Source organism: Pyrinomonas methylaliphatogenes, assembly GCF_000820845.2.
Lineage (GTDB): Bacteria > Acidobacteriota > Blastocatellia > Pyrinomonadales > Pyrinomonadaceae > Pyrinomonas > Pyrinomonas methylaliphatogenes.
Window position 1 is genome coordinate 1,034,549 of sequence record NZ_CBXV010000008.1, and the last position, 21,744, is coordinate 1,056,292.

Below are 21,744 nucleotides of genomic sequence, written 5' to 3' on the forward strand. Positions count from 1 at the left end.
ACTGAAGTGTCATTCGGCGGCGCCGACGAGCGTTTCCATTCGCATCGCATCCTTGATCGCCGAGCGCCATATCTTCTCGAGTTCGCGCACGTCGCGCGCGATGACCTCTTGACCGTCAACCGAGATGCGCAACAATTGCCCGCCAACGCGACCGATCATCGTCAGCGGGCAACGAAGCTCAGCCGCGATCTCCTCCATGCGTCCAAGGACGGCTTCGTCGAAGCTGACGACGATGCGCGAAGGCGTTTCGGCAAAGAGGCGCGCTGCCGTTTGCAGCGTCCCGCCGAGATCTATTTCGGCGCCGATCGCTTCGCGGTTGAGCGACGAAAAACACATCTCGGCGAGGGCAATGGCCAGCCCGCCTTCGGCGCAATCGTGCGCCGCGCGAAGCAGCCCTTCTTCGGCGGCGCGCAAGACAGTCTCCTGCACGGCCCGTTCGCGTTCCCAATCGATCTTCGGAACGTGCCCTTGCTGGACCAATCGCTGCGTGTCTATCTTCAAAACGGTAGCGGCGTACTCGCTGAGCGCGAGATCATCGCGCGTCTCTCCCAGTAGCGCGATGATCTCGCCTGCCTTCTTGAAGCCCGGCTGAATCACGCGGCGCACGTCTTCGATCAAGCCGACCATGCCGACCACCGGAGTGGGCCAGATGCCGCGCCCTTCTGTCTCGTTGTAGAAAGAGACGTTGCCGCTCACCACAGGTGTGCGAAGTTCGCGGCAGGCTTCGGCCATGCCGTCGATGACCTCCGAAAAAGACCACATCACCTCGGGCCGTTCGGGCGAGGCGAAGTTCAGGCAGTTGGTGATGGCGATGGGTCTTGCGCCGACGCAGACGACGTTGCGCGCCGCTTCGGCGACCACGAGCTTCGCCCCTTCGCGCGGATCGGCGGCGCACAGACGCCCGTTGCCGTCGAGCGACATGGCGAGCGCGCGGCGCGTCTCTTTGATGCGTATGACGGCGGCGTCTGCTCCGGGCAGCACGACCGTGTTGGTGCGCACCATGTGATCGTACTGCTCGAAGACCCACTCTTTGGAAGCGATGTTGGGCGAAGCGAGCAACTTTTCGAGAGCCTCGTTGTAGTCGATGCCGGCTGCTTCTTCTGACCGGATGACCTCCTCGATTGATTGAGCGCCTTCCGCTCGCGTCGCCGTTTCGGCGAAGCTCTCCTGCGCGCGGGCCATTCGATCTTCGTCTCGTCCGGCGGGCGGTCTCAGCGGTCGTTGGTAACGCGGCGCATCGTCCGTCAAAGCTGTCACGGGAATATCGGCGACCACTTCGCCGTGATGGCGGACCACAAGGCGTTTTGTATCCGTGACGCGACCGATGACGACCGCATCCAGCTCCCATTTGCGAAAGATGTCGATCACCTCGCGCTCGCGCCCTTTGTGCGCGACAAGAAGCATGCGCTCTTGGGATTCCGAAAGCATGATCTCGTAAGCGTTCATCCCTTGTTCGCGTTGCGGGACGAGATCGAGATCAAGCTCGATGCCGGTTCCAGCCCGCGCCGCCATCTCGCAGGAGCTAGAAGTGAGACCAGCCGCGCCCATGTCTTGGATGCCGGCCACCGCGCCCGAACGCATCGCTTCGAGGCACGCTTCGAGAAGGAGCTTCTCCAGAAACGGATCGCCGACTTGAACTGTGGGCCGCTTCGATAGAGCCTCTTCATCGAATTCAGCCGAGGCCATCGTCGCGCCGTGGATGCCGTCGCGCCCCGTTTTGGCTCCGACGTAGAGGACGGGATTGCCGATGCCTGAAGCGCGCGCAAAGAAGATCTGATCGCGCCGGACCAGTCCGAGGGCGAAAGCGTTGACCAGCGGATTGAAGTTGTACACGTCGTCGAAGAAGACCTCGCCGCCGACCGTGGCGACCCCGAAACAGTTCCCGTAGTGGGCGATTCCGGCGACGACGCCAGCGAACAGCGCGCGATTGCGGCGTCCGTACTCGGGGTGGTCCAGTCTGCCGAAGCGGAGCGAGTTCATCGCGGCCACGGGGCGCGCGCCCATCGTGAAGACGTCTCGAAGGATGCCGCCGACGCCGGTCGCCGCGCCTTGAAAAGGTTCGATGAAGGATGGGTGGTTGTGCGATTCGATCTTGAAGGCGGCGCACCAGCCATCGCCGACGTCAACCACGCCGGCGTTCTCGCCCGGCGGCACGATGACGCGCTCGCCCGCAGTCGGGAGTCGCTTCAAGTGAACGCGCGAGGATTTGTAGGAGCAATGCTCCGACCACATCACCGAGAAGATGCCGAGTTCGACGAGATTGGGTTCGCGCCCCAAGAGACTTCGAATGCGCTCGTACTCTTCATCCGTCAGATTGTGCGCCGCGATGACTTCGGGTGTGACGTTCATCGGTAGATTGAGCTTCTTTAAGGAGTAAACGTGAGATTTTAAGTCGAAAAAACGGCCAAGACAACTCCGCTCAGCCGAAACGCATTTGCTTGTGGCGAAGAATTCGCTCGTTTTGATGCGTTCTCCGACCGAGTAAATGTTCCTTTCGCGGGATGATTACGGTGAGAAGTCGGATCGCTGGTTTCTCGAAGGCCGCCCGATCCAAATTGATGAAGACCGGACTAACGATCGACTCACGTTGCCGCTTTGACGATCAAGGTGCGAAGCTTTATGGCTTCGCGTTCAAGGCCTTTTCGATCGCGGCTCGCAGTTCAGGCGGCTTGATGCGCCCGAAGCGCCTGTAGACCAAAGTGCCCTTGGCGTCGAAGAGGAAGGTGGCGGGAAGCGCGCCGCTCCATTCTTGATCGACGACGGAGATGGCCATTTCCGGATCGACGACGTTCAGTAGATAAGTGGGCATCGTCGCGCCCATTTCGCGTAAGAACTGCGGAACGCCACGGTCGATGTCGCTTACGTCATCCAGCGAGATGGTGACGAAATCGAGCCCGCGCGAGCGATACTCGCGATCGATCGCGACGAGGTCGGGGAACTCTTCGCGGCAAGGTTCGCACCACGTGGCCCAGAAGTTAATCAATAGCGGGCGTTTGGCTTGTGCGGGTCGCCCGAGAAGCTCGCGTAGACCATTTGTATTGATCTCGCTCACCTTGATGGGAGCGCTTTCGGTGGCGCGAGCGTCGCGCGTCGTTTCCCCTGAGCCATCTCGAGTTGAGCCCTGTTGAAAGCGTTCGGAGGATGTCGGACATCCCCCGAACGCGAAAGGCGAAAGGATCAATGTTAGCGTCAACGCCGTTGAGTAAATCTTCATCACTCACCCATGCCCCTATGAAGCGCGCTTGATGGTGCAGCCGAAGGCGCGCGCTTCGGTCTTAGCGACCTGTCGGCCAGCGAGGATCGCTTCGATCGCATCGCGCAGATCTTGCGACTGGACCTGCGATTCGTCGCGCGAGTTATCGATCCGCCCGTGATAGACCAGCTTGCCGCTTGCGTCGAAGAGGAAGGCTTCGGGCGTAACTTGCGCGCCCAGCCGATCGGCAAGTTTGTTCCCATGATCTTTAAGGATCGTGAACTTCAGATTGTGTTCGGCGGCATGCCGCTTGACGACATCGACAGGTTCAGTCGCGTTCGCGTTGATCCCGATGACGGCGATCCCACGCGCGCCGTAATCTTCAGCGAGCTTCTCCATCCGCGCGTTGTAAGCGTTTGAGACCGGGCATTGGGTTGAGATGAAGATCAGAACTGTCCCGTTCTTCCCGCGTAGCGAGCTGAGAGAGTGTTCTTTGCCATCGAGATCCGGAAGCCGAAAGTCCGGCATACTCTCGCCGATCTTGATGCCGGCTCTCATCGCGCCATCACCGCCTTGCCAGGCGACGACGGCGATGAATGAGAGGGCGAGAAGCAAAAGCGCAAGGGCGTAATTTCTCCTCATAGTCCAGAGCTCCTTTTCGGCAGAGTTTTTCGGAAGCGCGACTCACAGCTTAGCAGCAGAAGCAAGCCTATGACAAGCGTTTAAAGCCGCTCGAGTGAGGGCGGGGGAGAGGCAGTTGACGAACCGATCGGCCCAAACGCGCGGTTTTTGCCGAAGCTTAGAACGTCACGATTCAGCGATCTGCGCCTTGATCGTTCAGAACCTTAAGCAGCGTGAAGCGCCACAGCATGCGCCGTTCTACTGCATCGTAAACGTAGCGCGCCTCGATGACACGCCACAGGCCCAGATATTGCCAGCGCCCGGCGGCGAGTTTGTTGAATAGCGGGACCGCTTGACCGCTTGCGATGGCATCGAGCAGGGCGCGATTGCCCGGCGATAGACGTTGGTCGCCGTGGCGCCCTTCGCCGGTGTAGATGATCTGATCGGGCGTCGCGCCCCAAGCGTCCGGGTAGCAGGGCGTGTGACGCCCGAAGTCCGTGAGCAGCGAGATCAGGCGACCGCCCCTCTGATAGATGCCGCGGCGCGTGCGGTGAATGCGGTTTACCGCTTCCCAAGGGAGGGATGAGGCGGCGGCCAGTTCGCCGCGAGCGGTTGGCAGATCGGCGGCGACTTGCTGGTCCATTTCCGGCGCTCGGGTTTCAGCCATCGCGATCTTCTAAGCCTTCAGGTCGAGTTCAGCTTTCGGCCATCTTTGCGATGGTCGTCGCAAGGGAGTTGAAGATCGCCGATCCATCGCTCGATCCCAACAGATCTTCACAGGCCCTTTCCGGATGTGGCATCATGCCGAGCACGTTGCGCCCGCGGTTGCAGATGCCGGCGATCGAGGCGCGCGATCCGTTCGGGTTGCTGGTATCGGTGAGGCGCCCGCGTTCATCGCAATAGCGGAAAATGATCCGCCCTTCGCGCTCAAGTTCGTCGAGCGTCGCATCGTCGCAGAAGTAGTTCCCTTCGGCGTGAGCGATCGGGAGGCGAAGGACCGCGCCTTGCTTGAGCATGTGCGTGAAGGGCGTGTCGCTGTTCTCGACGCGCACGTGAACATGGCGGCAGATGAAATGCAGATCGCGATTGCGCATGAGCGCTCCCGGAAGGAGTCCCGCTTCGCACAGGATCTGAAAGCCATTGCAGATGCCGAGCACGAATCGGCCATGCGCGGCGAACTTGCGCACCGATTGCATGACCGGCGAAAAGCGGGCGAGCGCGCCCGCGCGCAAATAGTCGCCGTAAGAGAAACCGCCCGGAATGATGATGGCATCGTAAGCGCTCAGGTCCGTCTCGCGGTGCCAAATGAAATCCACGGGCTGGCCCACATGTTTCGAGACGACGTGATATGCGTCATGATCGCAGTTCGATCCGGGAAAGACGATGACTCCGAATTTCATGGCTCTTCGATCTCGATGCGGTAATCTTCGATAACTGGATTCGATAGCACTTCTCTTGCCAACCGTTCAGCCAGCGCACGCGCGCGCTCGGCGTCGAGCGTTTCCGCGAGCGCGATCTCAAAATATTTCCCTTGTCTGATGTCGGTGATGCCTTGCCAGCCCATCAGTTCGACCGAATGATGGATGGCTTTGCCTTGTGGGTCGAGGACGCTCGGTTTGAGCGTCACGTAGACTTTCGCCTTCATGCTTTTCGCCTCTCGCTGCGGTTTTCCGTTCGTCGCTATTGCGTAACGCTGATATTGTCGAATAAAATGGCGCCCGTTCCAAGCTGACCAAAGCCTCGCGACCGGGAACCGCCGTTTTCACCTCGCCGCAATGTGTATCGTTCTAGCTCGTAAGGAGGCGAGTCCATGCAAAATCCGCAATACGACGGCCCTTTCGAGAGCCATGAAAGGTCGAGCACCGGACTTGAGCCAAACATCGTCGCGTTGCTTTGCTACATCTTGGCCCCTTTGACCGGTATCGTCTTCTACGTGGTGGAGAAGGAGAGCCGCTTCGTCCGCTATCACGCCATGCAGTCGATCCTCTTTGGCGTCGCGGCGATCGTCATCAGCATAGCTTACAACGTCCTTTCGATCATCGTCAGTTCCTTCTCTTGGGTTATCGGCATGCTCTTCGGGTTGGGCGGCCTGTTCTTGGCGCTCCTGTTCGTCGCCGCTTGGATCTATTGTCTGCTCAAGGCCTATCAGGGGCAGAGGTTCAAACTGCCCATCATCGGTGATGTGGCTGAGCAGTGGACGAGATGATGCGCGCACGTCAACGGTCGAAGACACGGGCGAAGATGCGATCGACGTTGCGGAGATAGGTGTCGAGCGAGAAGATCGCCTCTATCTCTTCGCGCGTCAAGCGAGACGTGATGTCGGCATCTTGTAGGACGCGCGAACGAAAATCGCCCCCTTCATCCCAGACCTTCATGGCGTTGCGTTGCACCCATTCATAGGCCGTCTCGCGACTCACTCCCTTGCGGGTCAGAGCGAGCAGCAGTTGACCGCTGAAGATCAGACCGCGCGTCAATTGCAAGTTCTCGAGCATCCGTTCAGGGTAAACGACCAGATTGTCGAAAAGGTGGGCGCTGCGGTCGAGCATGTAGTCGAGCGCGATCGAGGAATCGGGCAGAATCACTCGTTCGGCTGCCGAATGTGAGATGTCGCGCTCGTGCCACAGCGCGACGTTCTCCAGCCCGGCGATGGCGTTAGCGCGCACGACGCGCGCCAGTCCGCAGATCCTTTCCGACAGTATCGGATTACGTTTGTGCGGCATGGCGCTCGATCCTTTCTGCCCGCGCTTGAACCTCTCTTCGGCCTCGCGCACTTCGGTCCGTTGCCAATGGCGCACTTGAAGCGCGAACTTCTCGAGCGAGGAGGCGATGATCGCCAACGTCGTCAGATATTCGGCGTAGCGATCGCGTTGGATGATCTGAGTTGAGGCGGGCGCGGGCTTCAGGCCCAATCGCGCGCAGACGCGCTCTTCGACTTCCGGGTCAAGGTGCGCGAAGGCCCCGACGGCGCCGCTGATCTTGCCGACGGCGACCGTCGCGCGCGCCTTTTCGAGCCGCGCGCGATTGCGCCGCATCTCATCGTACCAAAGAGCGAAAGTCAACCCGAACGAGGTCGGTTCGGCGTGAATGCCGTGCGTGCGTCCGATCTGCGGCGTGCGTTTGAATTCGAAGGCGCGCCGTTTGAAGACTTCCATCAGGCGGTCGATCTTCGCGCAAAGTATGTCGCAGGCATCGCGTAAAAGCAGCGCGTTGGCCGTATCGACCACGTCCGAGGAGGTCAACCCGTAGTGAAGAAAACGGGCCGCATCGCCGACCTGCTCGGCGATGGAAGTGGTAAATGCGATCACGTCGTGATCGGTCGTCTTTTCGATCTCATGGATACGCGCGATGTCAATGCGCGCGCGCTCGCGCAGCGCGGCGGCGGCTTCGCGCGGGATCGCGCCCATCTCGGCGTGCACGTCGCAAACGGCCAGTTCGACTTCTAGCCACTTCTGAAACTTATTCTCTTCCGACCAGAGCGCGCCCATCTCGGGCAAGGTGTAACGTGTGATCATCTTCGCCGTCGATCCTTAGGAGGTGGTCGATCTTGGCGAGCGTCGCCGCCTCGCTCGTCAAAGTTCTATCCAAGGCGTCGGCTCCTTCGCCGACGAGATGACGATCTCCGTCTGCGGCTGAAAGATCGGATTGCGCGCGCGCAGCGCCATCTCAGCCGAAATGCGCGCCAAATGCGGATTGTTCGCGCGTTGCGAAAGGTGCGCGAGCACGATATGCGACGCCGCCCCGTCGAAATCATCGCGCAGCCATTCGGCTACCGCTTCGTTTGAAAGGTGGCCCGTGCGCGACAAGATCCGTTGTTTGAGTTCCCACGGGTAGACCGGACAGGCTTTGAGCATATCCGGATCGTGGTTCGATTCGATGATGATCGCCGCGCAACCTTTCAACCGTTCGCGCACGAGCGTCGTGATATGACCGCAATCGAGCACCACCCCGATGCGCACGCCTGCATATGCGACGTTCAATCCGAAATGATCGACGGCGTCATGCGGGACGGTGAACGGATGAAAATCGAGCTGGCCGATGCAGAAATCGCGACTCGAAGAGATCGTTTCGACCCGTTCGCGCAAAGCTTCGAGACGTTTGCGCGGCTCATCGGAAGAGACGCCGCGCCGCTCGCTGACATAAGCCTCGCGCGTCTCTCCGGTAAGGTAGACGGGGCAGCGCAGGTTTTTGAGCAGGACGCGCAACCCGCCGGCGTGATCGCCATGCTCGTGCGTTAAGATAACGCCATCGAGCCGCGCCGGGTCGCAGCCGACGAGCATCAGACGACGGGCGATCTCGCGCGCGCTCAGCCCCGCATCTACGAGCACATGGGTCTCGCCCGCGACGATAAGGATCGCGTTGCCGGTCGAACCGCTGCCTAAAACGGTAAAGCGCATCTGTCTTCGGCCCGAATTCGCCGCGCGGCCACGTGCTGGGCCACTGGCTGGCCCCACCGTGGAGATCGCCGCTCGATTTAGATCTCCAAACGCGCGCGGTCGACGCGAAATCCGTTCAAATCGCCGAGCGCGCCAAAAGCCATCCGCTCCGTTTGCAAATAGGTGCGGGCGAGATCCCGTAAATCCTCCGGCGTCACGCGCTCGATCAGTTCGATCGTCTCTTCGGGCGGGATGTAACGCCCGTGAATTATCTCTTGACGCGCTAACGTTCCGGCCCGCATGCTCGAGGATTCAAGTCCCAAGAGGATCGAAGAGATCGCTTGATCTTTGGCCAAACGAAGCTCTTCGTCGCTGACCGGCTCGCGCGCGATGCGGCGCAGTTCTCGCATCGATAGGTCCAGCACTTCGCCGAGTTGGTCCGGCGAAGTCCCCGCGTAGACTTGGAAGACTCCGACATCGCTGAAAGCGCTCGTCGCCGCGCCGACCGAGTAGGCCAGTCCGCGCTCTTCGCGGATCGTTTGCCATAAGCGGCTCGAGGTCCCGCCGCCCAAGATCGAGATCAAAAGATTCGCCGCAAAGCGCTCCTCGCTGCGGGCCGAAGGCCACGGCGCGGCGAGGATCATGTGGGCCTGTTCGAGATCGCGTTTGCGCTCGATGAGGATGGGGGCTGCCGGCGTCGGCCTTTCCACACTCGGCGCGTCATCCTCGCTCGGCACGGCGGAAAAGACTTGCGCTGCCAGCTCGACCAACCTCTCGTGTTCGATGTTACCTGCCGCCGCCACGACGATATTGCGCGGCGCGTAGCTTCGCCGATGGAAGTAAAGCGTTCGCTCGCGATCGAAAGTCGGAACCGTAGCCGGCGTGCCTTCGATGGGCCGCCCGAGAGGATGCTGCGGGAAGAAGGCGTCGTTGAAGAGCTCGGCCAGCAACTCTTCGGGCGTGTCTTCGACCATCTTTATCTCTTCGAGGATGACGCGCTGTTCGATGGCCAAATCCTCTGGCGCAAATCGCGGGCGCGCGACGATGTCGGAGAGAAGATCGAAGGCTTGCTCGATCGCCGTATCGACGACTTTCAGCGAGAAGCCGGTCAGTTCGTGCATCGTGTAAGCGTCGAGGTGGCCGCCTAACCGATCCGTCTCGATGGCGATATCGAGCGCCGTGCGGCGCAGCGTGCCTTTGAAGACGGCATGCTCGATGAAGTGGCAGATGCCGTTCAATTCTGCCGGTTCATGGCGTGAGCCGCGCCGCACCCAAATCCCAACGGTCGCCGACCGCAGCCACGGCATTCGCTCGGTGATGACCGTCAAACCGTTTTCAAGTCTCGTCTTGCGAACCTGATCTCGCATCTCGCGTGCGAACATGCGCTTGTCACCGGAAGAGAAAGCATCGTAGCATGAGCGAAGAGGTAGGGCAAATCCCTCTCGCGCCGAAGAAGGGCGCGAGACGCTCGCCCGCGCTCAGACCGAGGCTGGCCCTCACAAGGCTTCGCATCGCCTGACATGCGTGATATCCTTGTTAGCGCGCGTCTCCCCACAAAGCGTTGTGACAAGAAGGGCATCCCTTTTCGCATGCTAAACGGAGTTGAGCGATTGCGTCGCGCCGTCATTACGGGAGTAGGCTGCGTGACGCCGATCGGCATCGGACGCGCGGCTTTCTGGCGAGCGCTTCTAGCCGGTGAAAGCGGCGTGCGACGTATCGAGAGCTTCGATGTGGCATGTTCTCCCGTGAAAATCGCCGCCGAAGTGCGCGATTTCGATTGGGAGCGTGAGGTCGCGCCGCACGACAGAAAACACGTCGCACGCATCGTGCCGCTCGCGCTGGCAGCCGCGCGCGAAGCGCTCGCCGATGCGCGCCTTCGACCGCATGACCTTTCGCTCGATGAGCGCCGCGCCTTCGGCGTCGTCCTCGGCACAGGCGGCGGCGGATTGGCTTTCACCGAACGGCAGTACCAATACTGGTACATTGGTCCGCGCCATAAAGCGAGCGTCTACACGATCCCTTCATCGACGCATGGTGGGTTGTCGAGCGAGCTTTCGATGGCTTTCGGCCTGCGCGGGGTGTCGCACGTCATTTCGACCGGATGTACGAGCTCGACCGATGCGATTGCTTATGCCGCCGAACACATCGCGCTCGGCAGGCAACAGATCATGTTGACGGGAGGGGTTGACGCTCCGATCGCGCCGGGGATCCTAGCCGCTTTCAACTTGATGCGGGTATTGACGACCGAGTGGAACGATGAGCCGCATCGCGCTTCGCGCCCGTTCTCGCGCGACCGGTCCGGTATGGTCTTGGGCGAAGGGGCGTGGCTCTTCGTGCTCGAAGAGCGCGACCGAGCCATCGCGCGCGGCGCTTTCATCTATGGCGAGATCACTGGCTATGGGGCGACGTGCGATGCCTATCATCGCGTGCGTTTGGAAGAGAGCGGAGAGGAACCCGCGCGAGCCATCAGCCTAGCGTTGGAAGACGCGGGGCGTCGGGCAGAAGAGGTGGATTACGTCAATCTTCATGGGACTTCGACCGCGCTCAACGATCGGATCGAGACGCGCGCTTTGAAACTCGCCCTGGGCGCGCATGCGCAGCGAATACCGATGTCGGCGACCAAATCCCAGATCGGGCATCCACAGGGAGCCTCGGGCGCCGCCGGTTTGGCGGCGACGCTCTGCGCCATGCACACGGGACTGATCCCGCCGACGATTAATTTGGATGAACCTGATCCAGAGTGCGACCTCGATTATGTGCCGCATCGCGCGCGACGGGCGGATGTTCGCGTCGCCATCTGCAATTGCATCGGGTTCGGTTCGAAGAACAGCGCGATTGTCGTCGAGAAGGTAACTGGGTGAAGAGGCTGTCAGATCCAACTCGCCACAGCAAGCTAGAGCTTTGAGCGCTGAAGCCAAAAGGCAGCCCGGTGATCGATTCGGTCCGCCATCCGGTCACCCTATCGCCTATGGGCCTGTTACTAGATCTACGTTCGGTCGTTTCCAGATCTCTAGTTTTGGTCGCGCTGTCTTAGGATCTCCTGTTAAACCTATGTTCGATCGTTTACGCCATCGCAGCGACGAATTGGAGCATATCGACATAGGCGATTACGCGCCAGAAGAATATGAAGGTTGCCTTCTCGAGTTGCAGCGCGTCAATCGTCTCCTGGGCGATGAACGCGCTTTACGCTCTTCGCTGTTCAATGATGTCGAGCGGAGCGGAAGGGAGAGCTTCTCCGTGCTCGATGTCGGCGCCGGATCTGGCCATCTATTGCGCGTCACGGCGAAGTGGGCGCGAAAGCGTGGAAAGGAAGCGCGGCTGATCGGCGTCGAACTCAACGCGCGCGCCGCGCAGGCGATCCATGAAGGGGCGCGCGATTTCGCTGAGATCGAGGCGGTGCGCGCCGATGCGCGAGCGTTGCCTTTTAGCGATGGCGCTTTCGATTACGCCATCTGCTCGCTCTTCATCCATCATTTTCGCGATGAGGAGTGCGTCGGCGTGTTGAGCGAAATGGCGCGCGTCGCGCGGAAGATCTTCGTCATCGACCTCAATCGCCACTGGCTCGCCTACGGCCTTTTCGTCACCGCGGGGCGCATCTTCCTGCACAATCGCCTGGTGCGCGAAGATGGAGCGCTTTCGATCCGCCGTGGATTTCGTCATGATGAGTTGCTCGCGTTGGCGAAAAGGGCGAATCTGAAGGCGATCGAAATCCGACGCTCGTTCCCGTTCCGTTTCGTGCTGTGCGCTTTGTCGTCATGAGCCCAGAGGCCGAGGTCATCATCATCGGTGGTGGTCCAGCAGGCGCGAGTCTAGCCATTCGTTTGGCGCAATGGGGGCTCGATGTCGCCGTGTTTGAGGAGCGTCGCTTCCCGCGACACAAGCTTTGTGGAGAGTTCATCTCGCCCGAGTGCTTTTACCATTTCGCCCAGTTCGGTCTGCGCGAGCGAATGGAGCGTGCCGGTGGGACGGAATTGCGAGAGACGGTCTTCTACTCGCCGCGCGGGCGGAGCTTCGTCATCCCGAACGAGTGGTTCGGTGGACCGGCGCTCGGGTTGAGTCGCGCGCGTATGGATGATCTGCTGCTTGCGCGCGCGCGCGATGTCGGCGCCAGGGTCTATCTGCAGACGCGCGCCATCGAGGCGATCGAAGACGATGGGCGAATCGTGGGCGTCATCACGCGCGGCGCTGATGGCGTCAGACAGATGCGCGCGCGATTGATCGTCGATGCGACCGGTAAGCGGCGCGCGATCGCGCGGAAGCTCGAAAGAAGAGGGGCGCGGAACGGCCCTTCGAGAAGGGCGCTGATCGCTTTCAAAGCGCATCTGCGTTCAGCGCAACCGGCAAGAGCGACTTGTGAGATCTACTTCTACCGTGGCGGTTATGGCGGTTTGAGCCCGATCGAAGATGGATTGTGCAACCTCTGTTTCATCGTCAGCGCAGGAGACGTGCGCGCATGTGCGGGCGATGTCCCGCGCTTGGTCCGCGAACTCATCTGCGTCAATCCGCGCGCCGCGCAGACCTTGCGCGATGCCGAACCTGTCACGCCGTGGTCGAGCGTCTCGATCGAAAGGTTCGGTCCGCTAGAGCTCGCGCCAGCGGAAAACCTCCTCGTCGTCGGCGACGCCGCCTCGTTCATCGATCCGTTCACCGGAAGCGGGATTTTGCTCGCGTTGGAAAATAGCGCGCTCCTCGCTCGCATCTTGAAGGGCTGGTGGCAGAGCGATGCTGAAAGTTGGGAGGAGTTGGCGTGCGCGTACCGAAGCGCTTATGAGGCGCGCTTCGGTTGGCGTTTGCGCTGGTCGGCAGCCCTACGTCGTTTGATCCATGTGCCGCCTTCGCTATTGGAGATCGGCGCCGCCTTCTTTGGAATGGGCGCGTTACGGAGAGCCGTGGCGCGCGCGACGCGCGCGTCGCGATTATGTTCTTGATCCCAACAAAATCCTTGTCAGGAGAGCCTTTTTCGGTTAAAAGAGGCTTATCGACAAGGTGCTCGAGGGGCATCGTCGCTCTTTGAAGGGGCAAGGGAAAGGCCCTCGCCGCGAGGTTGATTCAAGGATTGGATATTTTCCCTTCCCGTTTTTTTGAGGAGGACGGAGAGCTATGCAGGTAAACTTGCGAGCCATTTCGTGGCTCATCTTGGGATCCTTTTGTCTTTCGTTCTGTCTCGTTCTGTCCGTTTCAGCGTATGCGCAGGCGCAGGCGAACGCGGCCGATCTCGGCGGTTTCATTCGCGATCCGCAGGGAGCTGTGATCGTCGGGGCGACGATCACGGCGCGCAATCCGGCCATCAATTTGGTTCGCTCGACGACGAGCAACGCCGAGGGATTCTACCAGTTGATCAACTTGCCGCCGGGCGAGTACGAAGTGACGGTCGAAGCGCAAAACTTCAAGCGCGCCGTCGTCCCGAACGTGCGCCTGACGGTGGGCCAGCGCGCCGACCTCGACGTGACGCTCGAGGTCGGGCAGATCGGCGAGACGGTGACCGTGTCGGGCGCGACGACCGAACTGATCGAGACCTCGCGCACGGCGGTCGCCAACACCATCGAACAGCAGCGCATAGATAACCTGCCGATCAACGAGCGAAGCTACCTCAACTTCGCGCTGACTTTATCGAACATCACGCGCGACAACACGCGCCCGATCGGGCCAGCGCCCACTTCCGGGTTGAACATCGGCGGACAACGCGGGCGGTCGAATCTCGTCCAAGTCGATGGCGCGGACAACACCGACAATTCGATCAATGCGGCGCGCTCGACCGTCAGCCAAGAGGCGGTGCAAGAGTTTCAGGTGGTCACCAACTCTTTCATGCCGGAGTTCGGGCGATCGGCTGGGGGCGTCATCAACGTCGTCACCAAATCTGGGACCAACGAGCTGCGCGGCAATCTGTTCGGCTTCATCCGTCACAAGACGATTCAAGCGCGCAATCCATTCGCCCCGATCATCGACAACGATCCGAACAAAAAGCCGCCCTTCACGCGCGCGCAATACGGCGCGACGCTCGGCGGCCCGCTCGCCAAGGATCGAACGTTCTTCTTCTTCTCTTTTGAACAACGGCGGCGACAAGAATCCGGCTTTTTCACGAGCGATGTCGCGCAAGGTTTAACTGGAAGCGTGACCATCGGCGCTCCATTTCTGCCTTTCACGCAGACGTTTAACTTCTTGACCTTGGGACAGGTCGCCTACGTGCAAGGGCTGTTACAGGCGGCGCAAGCGGCAGCCGCCGGCGGCAATGCGGCTTTGAGCGCGCAGCTCGCGCAAGCTGCCATTCAATATGCGGCGCTCGCTTCGAGCGGCGGGAATACGGCTTTGACTGGCACGAACCCGCTACGTAGTCCGGGCGGCGCGATCCCCGCCGGGCAGGTGATCGGCCCGCGCTTTTTCTTATCGGGCGCGCCCGTTCCTGTCGGCACGCTCAACGCGCAAGGGCAGCCGATCGCTTTCCGTCCTCTGCTGCTGTTGCAGCGCATCTTTCCGGTTTCGGAAGCGACGACCTTTTCATCCTTCAGACTGGACCACCGCATCACATCGAACAACATCTTGACGATGCGCTTCGGCTACAATCCGAGCGACATCACCGGCATTCAAGTCGAATCGCAGAATCAGGCGCTGGGCCAGAACGATCTCTCGCGCACCGGCATCCAGCAGATACGCGATTCGACATTTGTCGCCACGCTCGCTTCGACGCTTTCGAGCCGCGTCGTCAACGAAGCGCGTTTCCAGTTCGCGCAACGGCGCGCCGTCTTCCGCTCGCAAAACGGTGACGCCGTTGCTTTCAACATCACGGGCACGGCCTTCATCGGGCGTGAGCTGTTTTCGCCCGTCGTGCGCACGGAGAACCGCTATCAATACACGGACAACCTGAACATCGTCGCCGGCACGCATACCTTGAAGTTTGGCGCTGACGTCAACTTCATTCGCATCCCGGAAGCGATCTTCGAATTGAACTTCGCCGGGTTGTTCAACTTCGGCGGTCTCGCGGCGACGACGCTCGCCGCTTTCCCGACCGTTGGCACCCTTGCGCCGCCGGATTTTACGCCCGTGCAACAGTACGGCTTGGGATTTCCGACCAACTTCATTCAGGGCTTCGGCAATCCCGTCAGCCGATTGTCGAATAAACCGCTCGCCTTCTTCGGGCAGGATTCGTGGAAGATCGGACGGCGCGTCACGCTCAACTACGGCGTGCGCTACGATGTGGAGCTGACCGAACAGATCGCGCCCGTCGGATTCACCGATCCGTTGACGGGCATCAGGCTCTCCGCCGATGACGTGCGCGCGGCGCAGGATGCGCTCGGCGTGCGTCAAGGCATTCCGCGCGATAAGAACAACATCGCGCCGCGCCTCGGCATCGCGTGGGATGTCGAAGGCAACGGCGCGACGTTGATTCGCGCGGCGATCGGTCTCTTCTACGATAAACCGCTGCAAGCGATCGCGTTCAATTCCGACATCGCCGATGCGGCGCAGCAACAGCAACTGGTGTTGTTGCCGGGCAGCCCCGCGCCGACGGCGCTGCTGAATGCGACGCAGGTCTTCCAGGGCACGGTCTGCTCACAAGCCAGCCCGTCGCCCATTTGCACACCGGGGTTGCAGACGCCGGGCGTCGCGCCGACGGCGCAGTATCAGTTTGGACGGCAACGTTTCAATGATCAGACCTTCCCCGGCTTTGGGCCGGTTCTGCCGTTCACGTTACCGGTCGCCGCGGATTTCGAGTACGCCTATGCGACGCAAGCGAATCTCACCCTCGAACGGCGCTTGACCGACGATATGGCCTTGTCGGTCAGCTACCTTTTCGTCGGCACGCGCCACTTGCCGCGCCCCTTGGATGTCAACGCGCCGCGCGTCGAGCTACAAATAGAGAACTTCCGTCGTTACGCGAATCGTCTGCCGACCAACACGACGGAAGTGGCGCTGGCGACCGCTGGTCTCTTCCCGACGACGGCGCCGGGTTCGACCTTCACCAATCCTTTGACGGGCGAAACATTCGCCGTCATCTTGCCGGGCATCATCGTGCAGGGGCCGCGCGGGCGCGTCATCTCACCAGCGGTGGCCAATTTCTTCCGTCCGAGCGGACCGAACTATTTCCTCGCGGCAGCCGTTTCCGGCGGCGCGATCACCAAAGCGGTGCTCGATTCGCAACTTGTCGGCACGCTTCGCTCGCCCGGCGTGCTCGCCCCGTATGGTTCGGTCAACGCGCAAGTCTCGAACGGCAACTCCAATTACAACGGGATGAATGTCGAGCTTCGTCGCCGTTTTGCGAATAACTTCCAATTCCTCGCTTCCTACACTTGGTCGCACACGATCGATGATTCGAGCGATCTGCAGACGCTGCTTCTGCCGCAGGACAACCGCAATCTGCGCGCCGAGCGATCCGATTCGCTCTTCGATCAGCGCCACCGGTTCGTCTTCAGCGGCGTGTTCACTTCGCCACCGGCGTGGCGCGACGGCACGGGCGCGCAACGGTTCTTCGCTGATTTCATCATCGCACCGATCTTCGAGATCTCGTCGGGACGCCCGTTCAACATCCTCACCGGAGTTGACACCAACAACGACCAATCGAACCAAACGGATCGGCCCAACGTCTTGCCAGATGGCACGCTCGTCCTGCCGCCCGCTTTCTCGACAGGAAGCTTGGGGCGCAACCGCGGCATCACGCACTCTTACGCTTCGCTCGATCTGCGTGTGACGCGCGTCATACGCTTCGGCGAGCGCGTCCGTTTGGACATCATCGCTGAAGGCTTCAACCTCTTCAATCGTTTCAACGAAGCGGCGGCTTCGCCCTTCTTCCAAGATGTCAACGCTTTCGGTCAGCGCGGCCCCGGTGGGCGTTACTACAGCCGGCCCACAGCCGCTTACGACCCGCGGCAGTTCCAGTTCGGCTTGAAGTTGAACTTCTAGCTCTGCGAACGCGGAAAAGAAGCGAAGCGATCGGGTTTTAAGATGCCCGGTCGCTTCGACTTTTGAGGGCGCATGGCGGAAGTCGGCATGGACGTTCGGACGATTGCCTCGCGCTCTGCTATAGCGAACCTCGCCTTTGGCGTGCGCATCGCAAGTGTTAGCATCTAAGGCGGTCGAGGAGAGGAAGAGGACCGACAAGCTCGTGGTGGTTGCTGGCACGCTCAAGCGGAGTTGAGGAGAAGAGATGAAGAAGGCCCTGTTGTTGATCGCCATCGTCGCCTTTTTGTCGAACGCGCATGCGCAATCGGGGGCGGTCCGTCCCCGCCGCGTAAGCCCAACGGGCAGTTCAAATGCCACTGGAGCGTCGGCAAATAATGCCTCCAGCGCGCCAACCGTCGGAGCGCCGCGGTTAGACACTACGCGCGCCTATACGCTCTTGCAGCAAAAGCAGTACGAGGCGGCGCTGGCCGAAGCGCGAAGGATCACGGTCGCCGATCCGCAAAACGCCGAGGCGTGGAAGATCGCCGGTTTCGCCGAGTTGAGTTTGAAGCGATTCAAAGAGGCGGCGGACGATCTGCAACGCGCTTATGATCTGCAACGCGCCGCTGGCGAAGAGGATGTGAATACGCGCGACGCATTGGCGCAAGCGCTGGTCCGCTCTGAGCAGTTCGAAAAGGCGCTGCCCCTGCTTGTCGCTGCGACGACGCGCCCTGGCGTAAGACCCGATGCGGGTTTGCTCTACTACCGCGGGTTGGCGGAATTTCGCACAGGGAAGATCGATGAAGCGCGCCGTTCCTTCGAGGAAGTGATCAAACTTGAACCGCGCAACAGCGCCGCGCTCTTCTATCTCGGGCGCATCGCGCAAGACAAGAAGGATTTGAATACGGCGATCACGATGCTCAATCGCGCGACGCAGAGCGATCCGCAACTTGCCGAAGCGTGGACGCTGTTGACGGTGGCCTATTTGCAGCGCGCCTCTTCCGCTGCAAACGAAACGCAGGCGAAAGCCGACTACGCGAACGCGGCGCGCGCTGGCGAATCTCTCTATCGCCTGAAAACGGATGCGGCATCGGCGCTGCTCTACGGTCAAGCTTTGATCTATGCCGAACAGTATGCCCGCGCCGTGCCTGTGCTCGAACGCGCGACTAATCTCAATGCGCAGGATGGGACGGCCTTCTACTTTCTGGGTATCGCGCAATCGCGTTTGAAGAATTTCCCGCAGGCCATCGTCGCGCTCGAACGGGCGGCGACCATTTCGACTAACGACGCGAACATCTATCGCGAGCTCGGCTACGCTTATGAGGCTTCGAAACAATACGCCAAAGCGCTCGCCGCTTACGAGAAAGGGCTGAGCATCGCGCCTAATGATGCGGATCTTAAGGAATCAGCCGAGCGCGTGCGCCCATTTGCGAAATGAGCGCGCCTCGACCCGCTATAAATCTTCAAGTCAACGACTCGCAATAGAGCGGTCGATAGATAGCTTGCGGATGAAAGCTCAGCGTGACGATCGTCAGTTTTAACCCTTTTGAGGCCGCTGTCGATAGATAGCTTGCGGATAAGGGGCCAGGCCGTTGTGTCGTTGTGGGACGAATAAGTCGTGTCTACATCGAGCGGGAAGATCGGGATGGGGCGATTCCGCTGGCGGGCGACGACCTGTTAGGCCGGCTCCAACTTCGTTGTGATTGCCTGAACATCCGGTTCTCGATCTCGAGCTATCCGCCCGTCACGAAGTTGAGAGCCGCCAGCAACTCGACGGAATGTTCAGCGCCGTTGGATCGCGAAGCGGCAGAGCCTTGCTCGTCGGAGCCTTCTTGAAAAAGAGCAGCGTTTCGTTGCGGGCGGCGTCGGTTCCGCCGTCGCAACCGGCATGATGATCGAGGCCGAAAGCAATTCGCCGGTTGTAGACACAAAGCCAGACAGACGCACTTGTCGCCCCTTGGCACGATGAGCGAGACTGGAAGCGAACATGAAGCTTGAGCCGTGCTTCCAGCAAGTCGATTCGGGCGAGCGTGAGGACTCGCCCTGATCGACCTTCGCCGGTCACGGAGTTGATCGCTCTGCGCCGCTAGTTGTATTTATCAAGCTTGTCGCGCGTCGGCGTCGCGCGACGCTCGCCGCTCCGGTTAGTCCCACGCCCAACAACAGCATCGTCGCCGGTTCTGGCACGGGCTGCGTCCGGCTGTAGCGAAACTGCGCGATGGCGAATCCGTATAAGTTATCAGGGTACGGGGCGGAGACTTGAAAGACCACGCGCGTGAACGGAGTGGTCGTCGTCTGCGCGGCGAAAAGCAGCGCTCCATTACCACCGTAAACCGAGCGCGTGATCGAGCCGACCAAGTTCGTTCCGTTGTAGAAGGACGCGACGATGTTGTATGGCCCGTAAGCGTTTGGCTGCGCTTCGGCGCCGAAGACGTAGGCGGGTTGTGAAAGGTTGATAGTCAACGTGCTCGCTCCGGGATTGACGAAGAGCACGCGCGGTGTGTTCGATTCCGTGTTCGGCGGGCTACCCCAAGCGCCCCAGTTCGTCGGCACGGTTCGCACTTGAACGGCAACCGAAAAGGGGCTCGTCGAAAAGGAGAGCGTCATCGTCCCATCGCTCAGCGAGCTGAGCGAGGTGAGTTCCTTCTGTGTGATGTTTATCTTCGTCGTAGTTGAAAGGTATGTGCTGTCGGGTTGCGGGATAGTCAGAAAGTCGGCTCGCGCTGCAACGCCCGCGCTGGCTACCAGCAGCAGCGTCAGAGATACCTTCGCCCATCCGCGCGCTCCGGCTCGCCTTCTGTACGAAGTTTGCTCGAACATCTTTCTTTCTCCTTGAATTCAGTAGAGTTTTCGGTTCGCTGCCGGAACGCATGAGCGCGTCGCCGAACGGGGCCGACGAACTCCTTGCGCGGCGGCGCGAACTGCGGGCAAAGGGTGGGGTGATGGCGCGAATGGAAATGTTGGGGTTGTTTCGAGGCGACTCGACACCCCGGAGCGCCCGTCGTCCCCATGACGGGCTGGCGCCGAGTTGCTTCTCGGCTCTTCCAGCGTCGCCGCAGCGCGTTCAGCATCGAACATGCGCTGCGGACGATTGTGGTTTCGGAAAAGATAGACTTCCAATCGCCCCTGCTTTCCAGAAAATCCCGGGTCGACTCCTCCAAGGAGAGAGCGCTCGAACAGGGACCTCTTGCGAGCTGATCGGACAATCTCGGCCCGACATCACGCCAACCACAAAGACGCTCGAAAAAGAGGGGCGCACGCGCCGCGCTTTGCGGTCCAAGGATTCGAAAAGGAACCTCTCGCGAGCGTGCCGCTTTTTCGTCTGGGGAAACTCGCCTTCTCACTCTAAAGGTGGCATGCCCGATCAATCGCACGAAGCTCGCCTTTCGTCCGGGAAAACCATTTTCTCCCGACAAGACTTCCTTTCGTCGCGCTTTGCAGTATCATTGGCATCGAACCCGAAGTTTCCGGGAGGTGACGGGGCGAGATGATCAACGAAGCGGAATTCAAGGCGCTTTGCGAGGAACTGCGGGCCGAGGTGCCGAACATCCTCAAGCGGCGCCCGCCACACATGAACGAAGAGAGCGTCTTGCTACAAGAGCTTTACGTGCGGCTCTGTCAGCGTCTCGGAATAGATCCGGCGGTGGGAACCGGCGCGCTCGACGGCCTTCCCGAAGATGCGCTATCGGCGATCTTCGAGATCAACGAGATCATGCGACAGCACGCTTCGCCGTCGTTCAACCATTCAAGGATCGTCAAAGAGTTCTTGCATGAATCTTTGCGCGGGATCGCGGAAACGACTTGAAACGCGCGATCGCGCAGAGGACCATAGTCCATAAGGAGATGGCTTGCGCGTAGGTGTCGCGGGGCTTCCCAAACCTGAGATCTTGGCTCCGGGGCGAGGTGCCATCATGAAACGAGGCGAAAGTTTCGGTGCGGTGCGCACGCGCGAAGTGAAGATCCCTTCGGGCGATCTTCTGCTCGAAGGGGAGTTGAGCGTGCCCGAAGGGGCGAGGGGTATCGTGCTTTTCGCGCACGGTTCGGGAAGCAGTCGTTTCAGTCCACGCAATCAGTTCGTCGCGCGCGTGTTGAGGGAACGGCGCATCGCCACGCTGCTCTTCGATCTGTTGACGCGCGACGAAGAAGCTTTCGACCTGAAGACGGCTGCTTTGCGGTTCGATACGAGGCTGTTGGCCAAAAGATTGGTGGATGCCACCCGCTGGTTGGATCGTCTCGATGAGGTGCGCGATCTGAATGTCGGCTATTTCGGCGCGAGCACCGGAGGCGGAGCCGCGCTCGTCGCCGCCGCCGAACTCGGCGATGAGATCTCTGCCGTCGTCTCGCGCGGCGGGCGGCCCGACTTGGCCGGGGAAGAGGCGTTGCGGCGCGTCATCTCTCCCACTCTGTTGATCGTCGGCGAGCGCGACCCGGTTGTTCTGAAGCTTAACGAGGAGGCCTTCGCGCTTTTGGGTTGCGAGAAAGAGCTCGTCGTCATCCCACGCGCGACTCATCTCTTCGAAGAGCCGGGCGCGCTCGAAGAGGTGGCGCGCCTTGCCGCCGATTGGTTCGAACGACACATGCCAGATTCGTGAACCGGTTCGATCGCCGCTGAACTTAGCGCGGCACGCCAGATATCGCATGATCGGCTGAAGAACTGCTGAACTCAACCTCGATGTCGTGTGATTC

At 60.6% G+C, this 21,744-nt stretch carries 19 protein-coding genes; 8 read left to right on the top strand and 11 right to left on the bottom strand.

The genetic code is table 11. The features are described 5' to 3' along the window. Positions 1-9 precede the first annotated feature (9 nt). The 6 genes from purL to purS all read right to left on the bottom strand — a co-directional run bounded on the left by purL (position 10) and on the right by purS (position 5,459). Positions 10-2,349, bottom strand: coding sequence for a phosphoribosylformylglycinamidine synthase subunit PurL (purL, locus tag PYK22_RS15680; RefSeq protein ID WP_041978696.1), 2,340 nt, complete (start codon positions 2,347-2,349; stop codon positions 10-12). A 268-nt stretch (positions 2,350-2,617) separates the two neighbouring features. After that, the gene (locus PYK22_RS15685; RefSeq protein ID WP_041978698.1) at positions 2,618-3,214 is read right to left on the bottom strand and encodes a TlpA family protein disulfide reductase; all 597 of its coding nucleotides are present in this window, start codon (positions 3,212-3,214) and stop codon (positions 2,618-2,620) included. 15 nt (positions 3,215-3,229) lie between these two features. Continuing rightward, positions 3,230-3,835 carry a thioredoxin family protein gene (locus tag PYK22_RS15690; RefSeq protein WP_060635772.1) on the bottom strand — a complete coding sequence of 202 codons (606 nt, stop codon included), beginning with the start codon at positions 3,833-3,835 and terminating at the stop codon, positions 3,230-3,232. Between the two features lie 172 nt (positions 3,836-4,007). Then, complete coding sequence (locus tag PYK22_RS15695; RefSeq protein ID WP_157770931.1) at positions 4,008-4,481, bottom strand: hypothetical protein; 474 nt, start codon at positions 4,479-4,481, stop codon at positions 4,008-4,010. A 28-nt stretch (positions 4,482-4,509) separates the two neighbouring features. Further along, positions 4,510-5,214: a phosphoribosylformylglycinamidine synthase subunit PurQ gene (gene purQ, locus PYK22_RS15700; RefSeq protein WP_041978700.1), complete on the bottom strand. Its 705-nt coding sequence runs from the start codon at positions 5,212-5,214 to the stop codon at positions 4,510-4,512. Further along, on the bottom strand, positions 5,211-5,459 hold the full coding sequence (gene purS, locus PYK22_RS15705) for a phosphoribosylformylglycinamidine synthase subunit PurS (RefSeq protein ID WP_041978702.1): 249 nt from the start codon (positions 5,457-5,459) through the stop codon (positions 5,211-5,213). The genes purQ and purS overlap by 4 nt, the downstream gene beginning before the upstream one ends. Positions 5,460-5,624: 165 nt before the next feature. Between purS and PYK22_RS15710 the strand changes: the two genes are divergently transcribed. Then, positions 5,625-6,020 (top strand): DUF4870 domain-containing protein, encoded by a 396-nt coding sequence (locus PYK22_RS15710; protein WP_041978704.1) that lies wholly within the window; start codon positions 5,625-5,627, stop codon positions 6,018-6,020. 10 nt (positions 6,021-6,030) lie between these two features. On the opposite strand, the gene purB is transcribed toward PYK22_RS15710, so the two are convergent. The 3 genes from purB to PYK22_RS15725 all read right to left on the bottom strand — a co-directional run bounded on the left by purB (position 6,031) and on the right by PYK22_RS15725 (position 9,554). Continuing rightward, positions 6,031-7,326: an adenylosuccinate lyase gene (purB, locus tag PYK22_RS15715; RefSeq protein ID WP_041978705.1), complete on the bottom strand. Its 1,296-nt coding sequence runs from the start codon at positions 7,324-7,326 to the stop codon at positions 6,031-6,033. A gap of 57 nt (positions 7,327-7,383) precedes the next feature. Beyond that, positions 7,384-8,208: an MBL fold metallo-hydrolase gene (locus tag PYK22_RS15720; RefSeq protein ID WP_041978707.1), complete on the bottom strand. Its 825-nt coding sequence runs from the start codon at positions 8,206-8,208 to the stop codon at positions 7,384-7,386. A 77-nt stretch (positions 8,209-8,285) separates the two neighbouring features. Continuing rightward, a complete protein-coding gene (locus tag PYK22_RS15725) occupies positions 8,286-9,554 on the bottom strand; it encodes a M16 family metallopeptidase (protein ID WP_162199870.1) in 1,269 nt (422 codons plus the stop codon). Positions 9,555-9,776: 222 nt separating this feature from the next. Here PYK22_RS15725 and PYK22_RS15730 point away from each other — a divergent pair, with 222 nt between their 5' ends. The 5 genes from PYK22_RS15730 (at position 9,777) to PYK22_RS15755 (ending at position 18,496) form a co-directional block, all read left to right on the top strand. Continuing rightward, complete coding sequence (locus PYK22_RS15730) at positions 9,777-11,048, top strand: beta-ketoacyl-[acyl-carrier-protein] synthase family protein (RefSeq protein WP_041979337.1); 1,272 nt, start codon at positions 9,777-9,779, stop codon at positions 11,046-11,048. A 190-nt stretch (positions 11,049-11,238) separates the two neighbouring features. Then, a complete protein-coding gene (locus PYK22_RS15735) occupies positions 11,239-11,946 on the top strand; it encodes a methyltransferase domain-containing protein (RefSeq protein WP_041978712.1) in 708 nt (235 codons plus the stop codon). Beyond that, positions 11,943-13,115: an NAD(P)/FAD-dependent oxidoreductase gene (locus PYK22_RS15740; protein ID WP_041978714.1), complete on the top strand. Its 1,173-nt coding sequence runs from the start codon at positions 11,943-11,945 to the stop codon at positions 13,113-13,115. The genes PYK22_RS15735 and PYK22_RS15740 overlap by 4 nt, the downstream gene beginning before the upstream one ends. 172 nt (positions 13,116-13,287) lie before the next feature. Further along, complete coding sequence (locus tag PYK22_RS15750; RefSeq protein WP_060635774.1) at positions 13,288-17,079, top strand: TonB-dependent receptor; 3,792 nt, start codon at positions 13,288-13,290, stop codon at positions 17,077-17,079. A 244-nt stretch (positions 17,080-17,323) separates the two neighbouring features. Then, on the top strand, positions 17,324-18,496 hold the full coding sequence (locus PYK22_RS15755) for a tetratricopeptide repeat protein (protein ID WP_041978721.1): 1,173 nt from the start codon (positions 17,324-17,326) through the stop codon (positions 18,494-18,496). A 306-nt stretch (positions 18,497-18,802) separates the two neighbouring features. Here PYK22_RS15755 and PYK22_RS15760 read toward each other — a convergent pair whose 3' ends face one another. Both PYK22_RS15760 and PYK22_RS15765 read right to left on the bottom strand, forming a co-directional pair. Further along, positions 18,803-19,123, bottom strand: coding sequence for a hypothetical protein (locus PYK22_RS15760; RefSeq protein ID WP_041978723.1), 321 nt, complete (start codon positions 19,121-19,123; stop codon positions 18,803-18,805). Beyond that, positions 19,120-19,878 (bottom strand): PEP-CTERM sorting domain-containing protein, encoded by a 759-nt coding sequence (locus PYK22_RS15765; protein ID WP_041978725.1) that lies wholly within the window; start codon positions 19,876-19,878, stop codon positions 19,120-19,122. The genes PYK22_RS15760 and PYK22_RS15765 overlap by 4 nt, the downstream gene beginning before the upstream one ends. A gap of 667 nt (positions 19,879-20,545) precedes the next feature. Between PYK22_RS15765 and PYK22_RS15775 the strand changes: the two genes are divergently transcribed. Together PYK22_RS15775 and PYK22_RS15780 are read left to right on the top strand one after the other, a co-directional pair. Next, positions 20,546-20,863: a hypothetical protein gene (locus PYK22_RS15775; protein WP_041978729.1), complete on the top strand. Its 318-nt coding sequence runs from the start codon at positions 20,546-20,548 to the stop codon at positions 20,861-20,863. 106 nt (positions 20,864-20,969) lie between these two features. Beyond that, the gene (locus PYK22_RS15780; RefSeq protein ID WP_041978731.1) at positions 20,970-21,650 is read left to right on the top strand and encodes a dienelactone hydrolase family protein; all 681 of its coding nucleotides are present in this window, start codon (positions 20,970-20,972) and stop codon (positions 21,648-21,650) included. Positions 21,651-21,744: the final 94 nt, after the last annotated feature.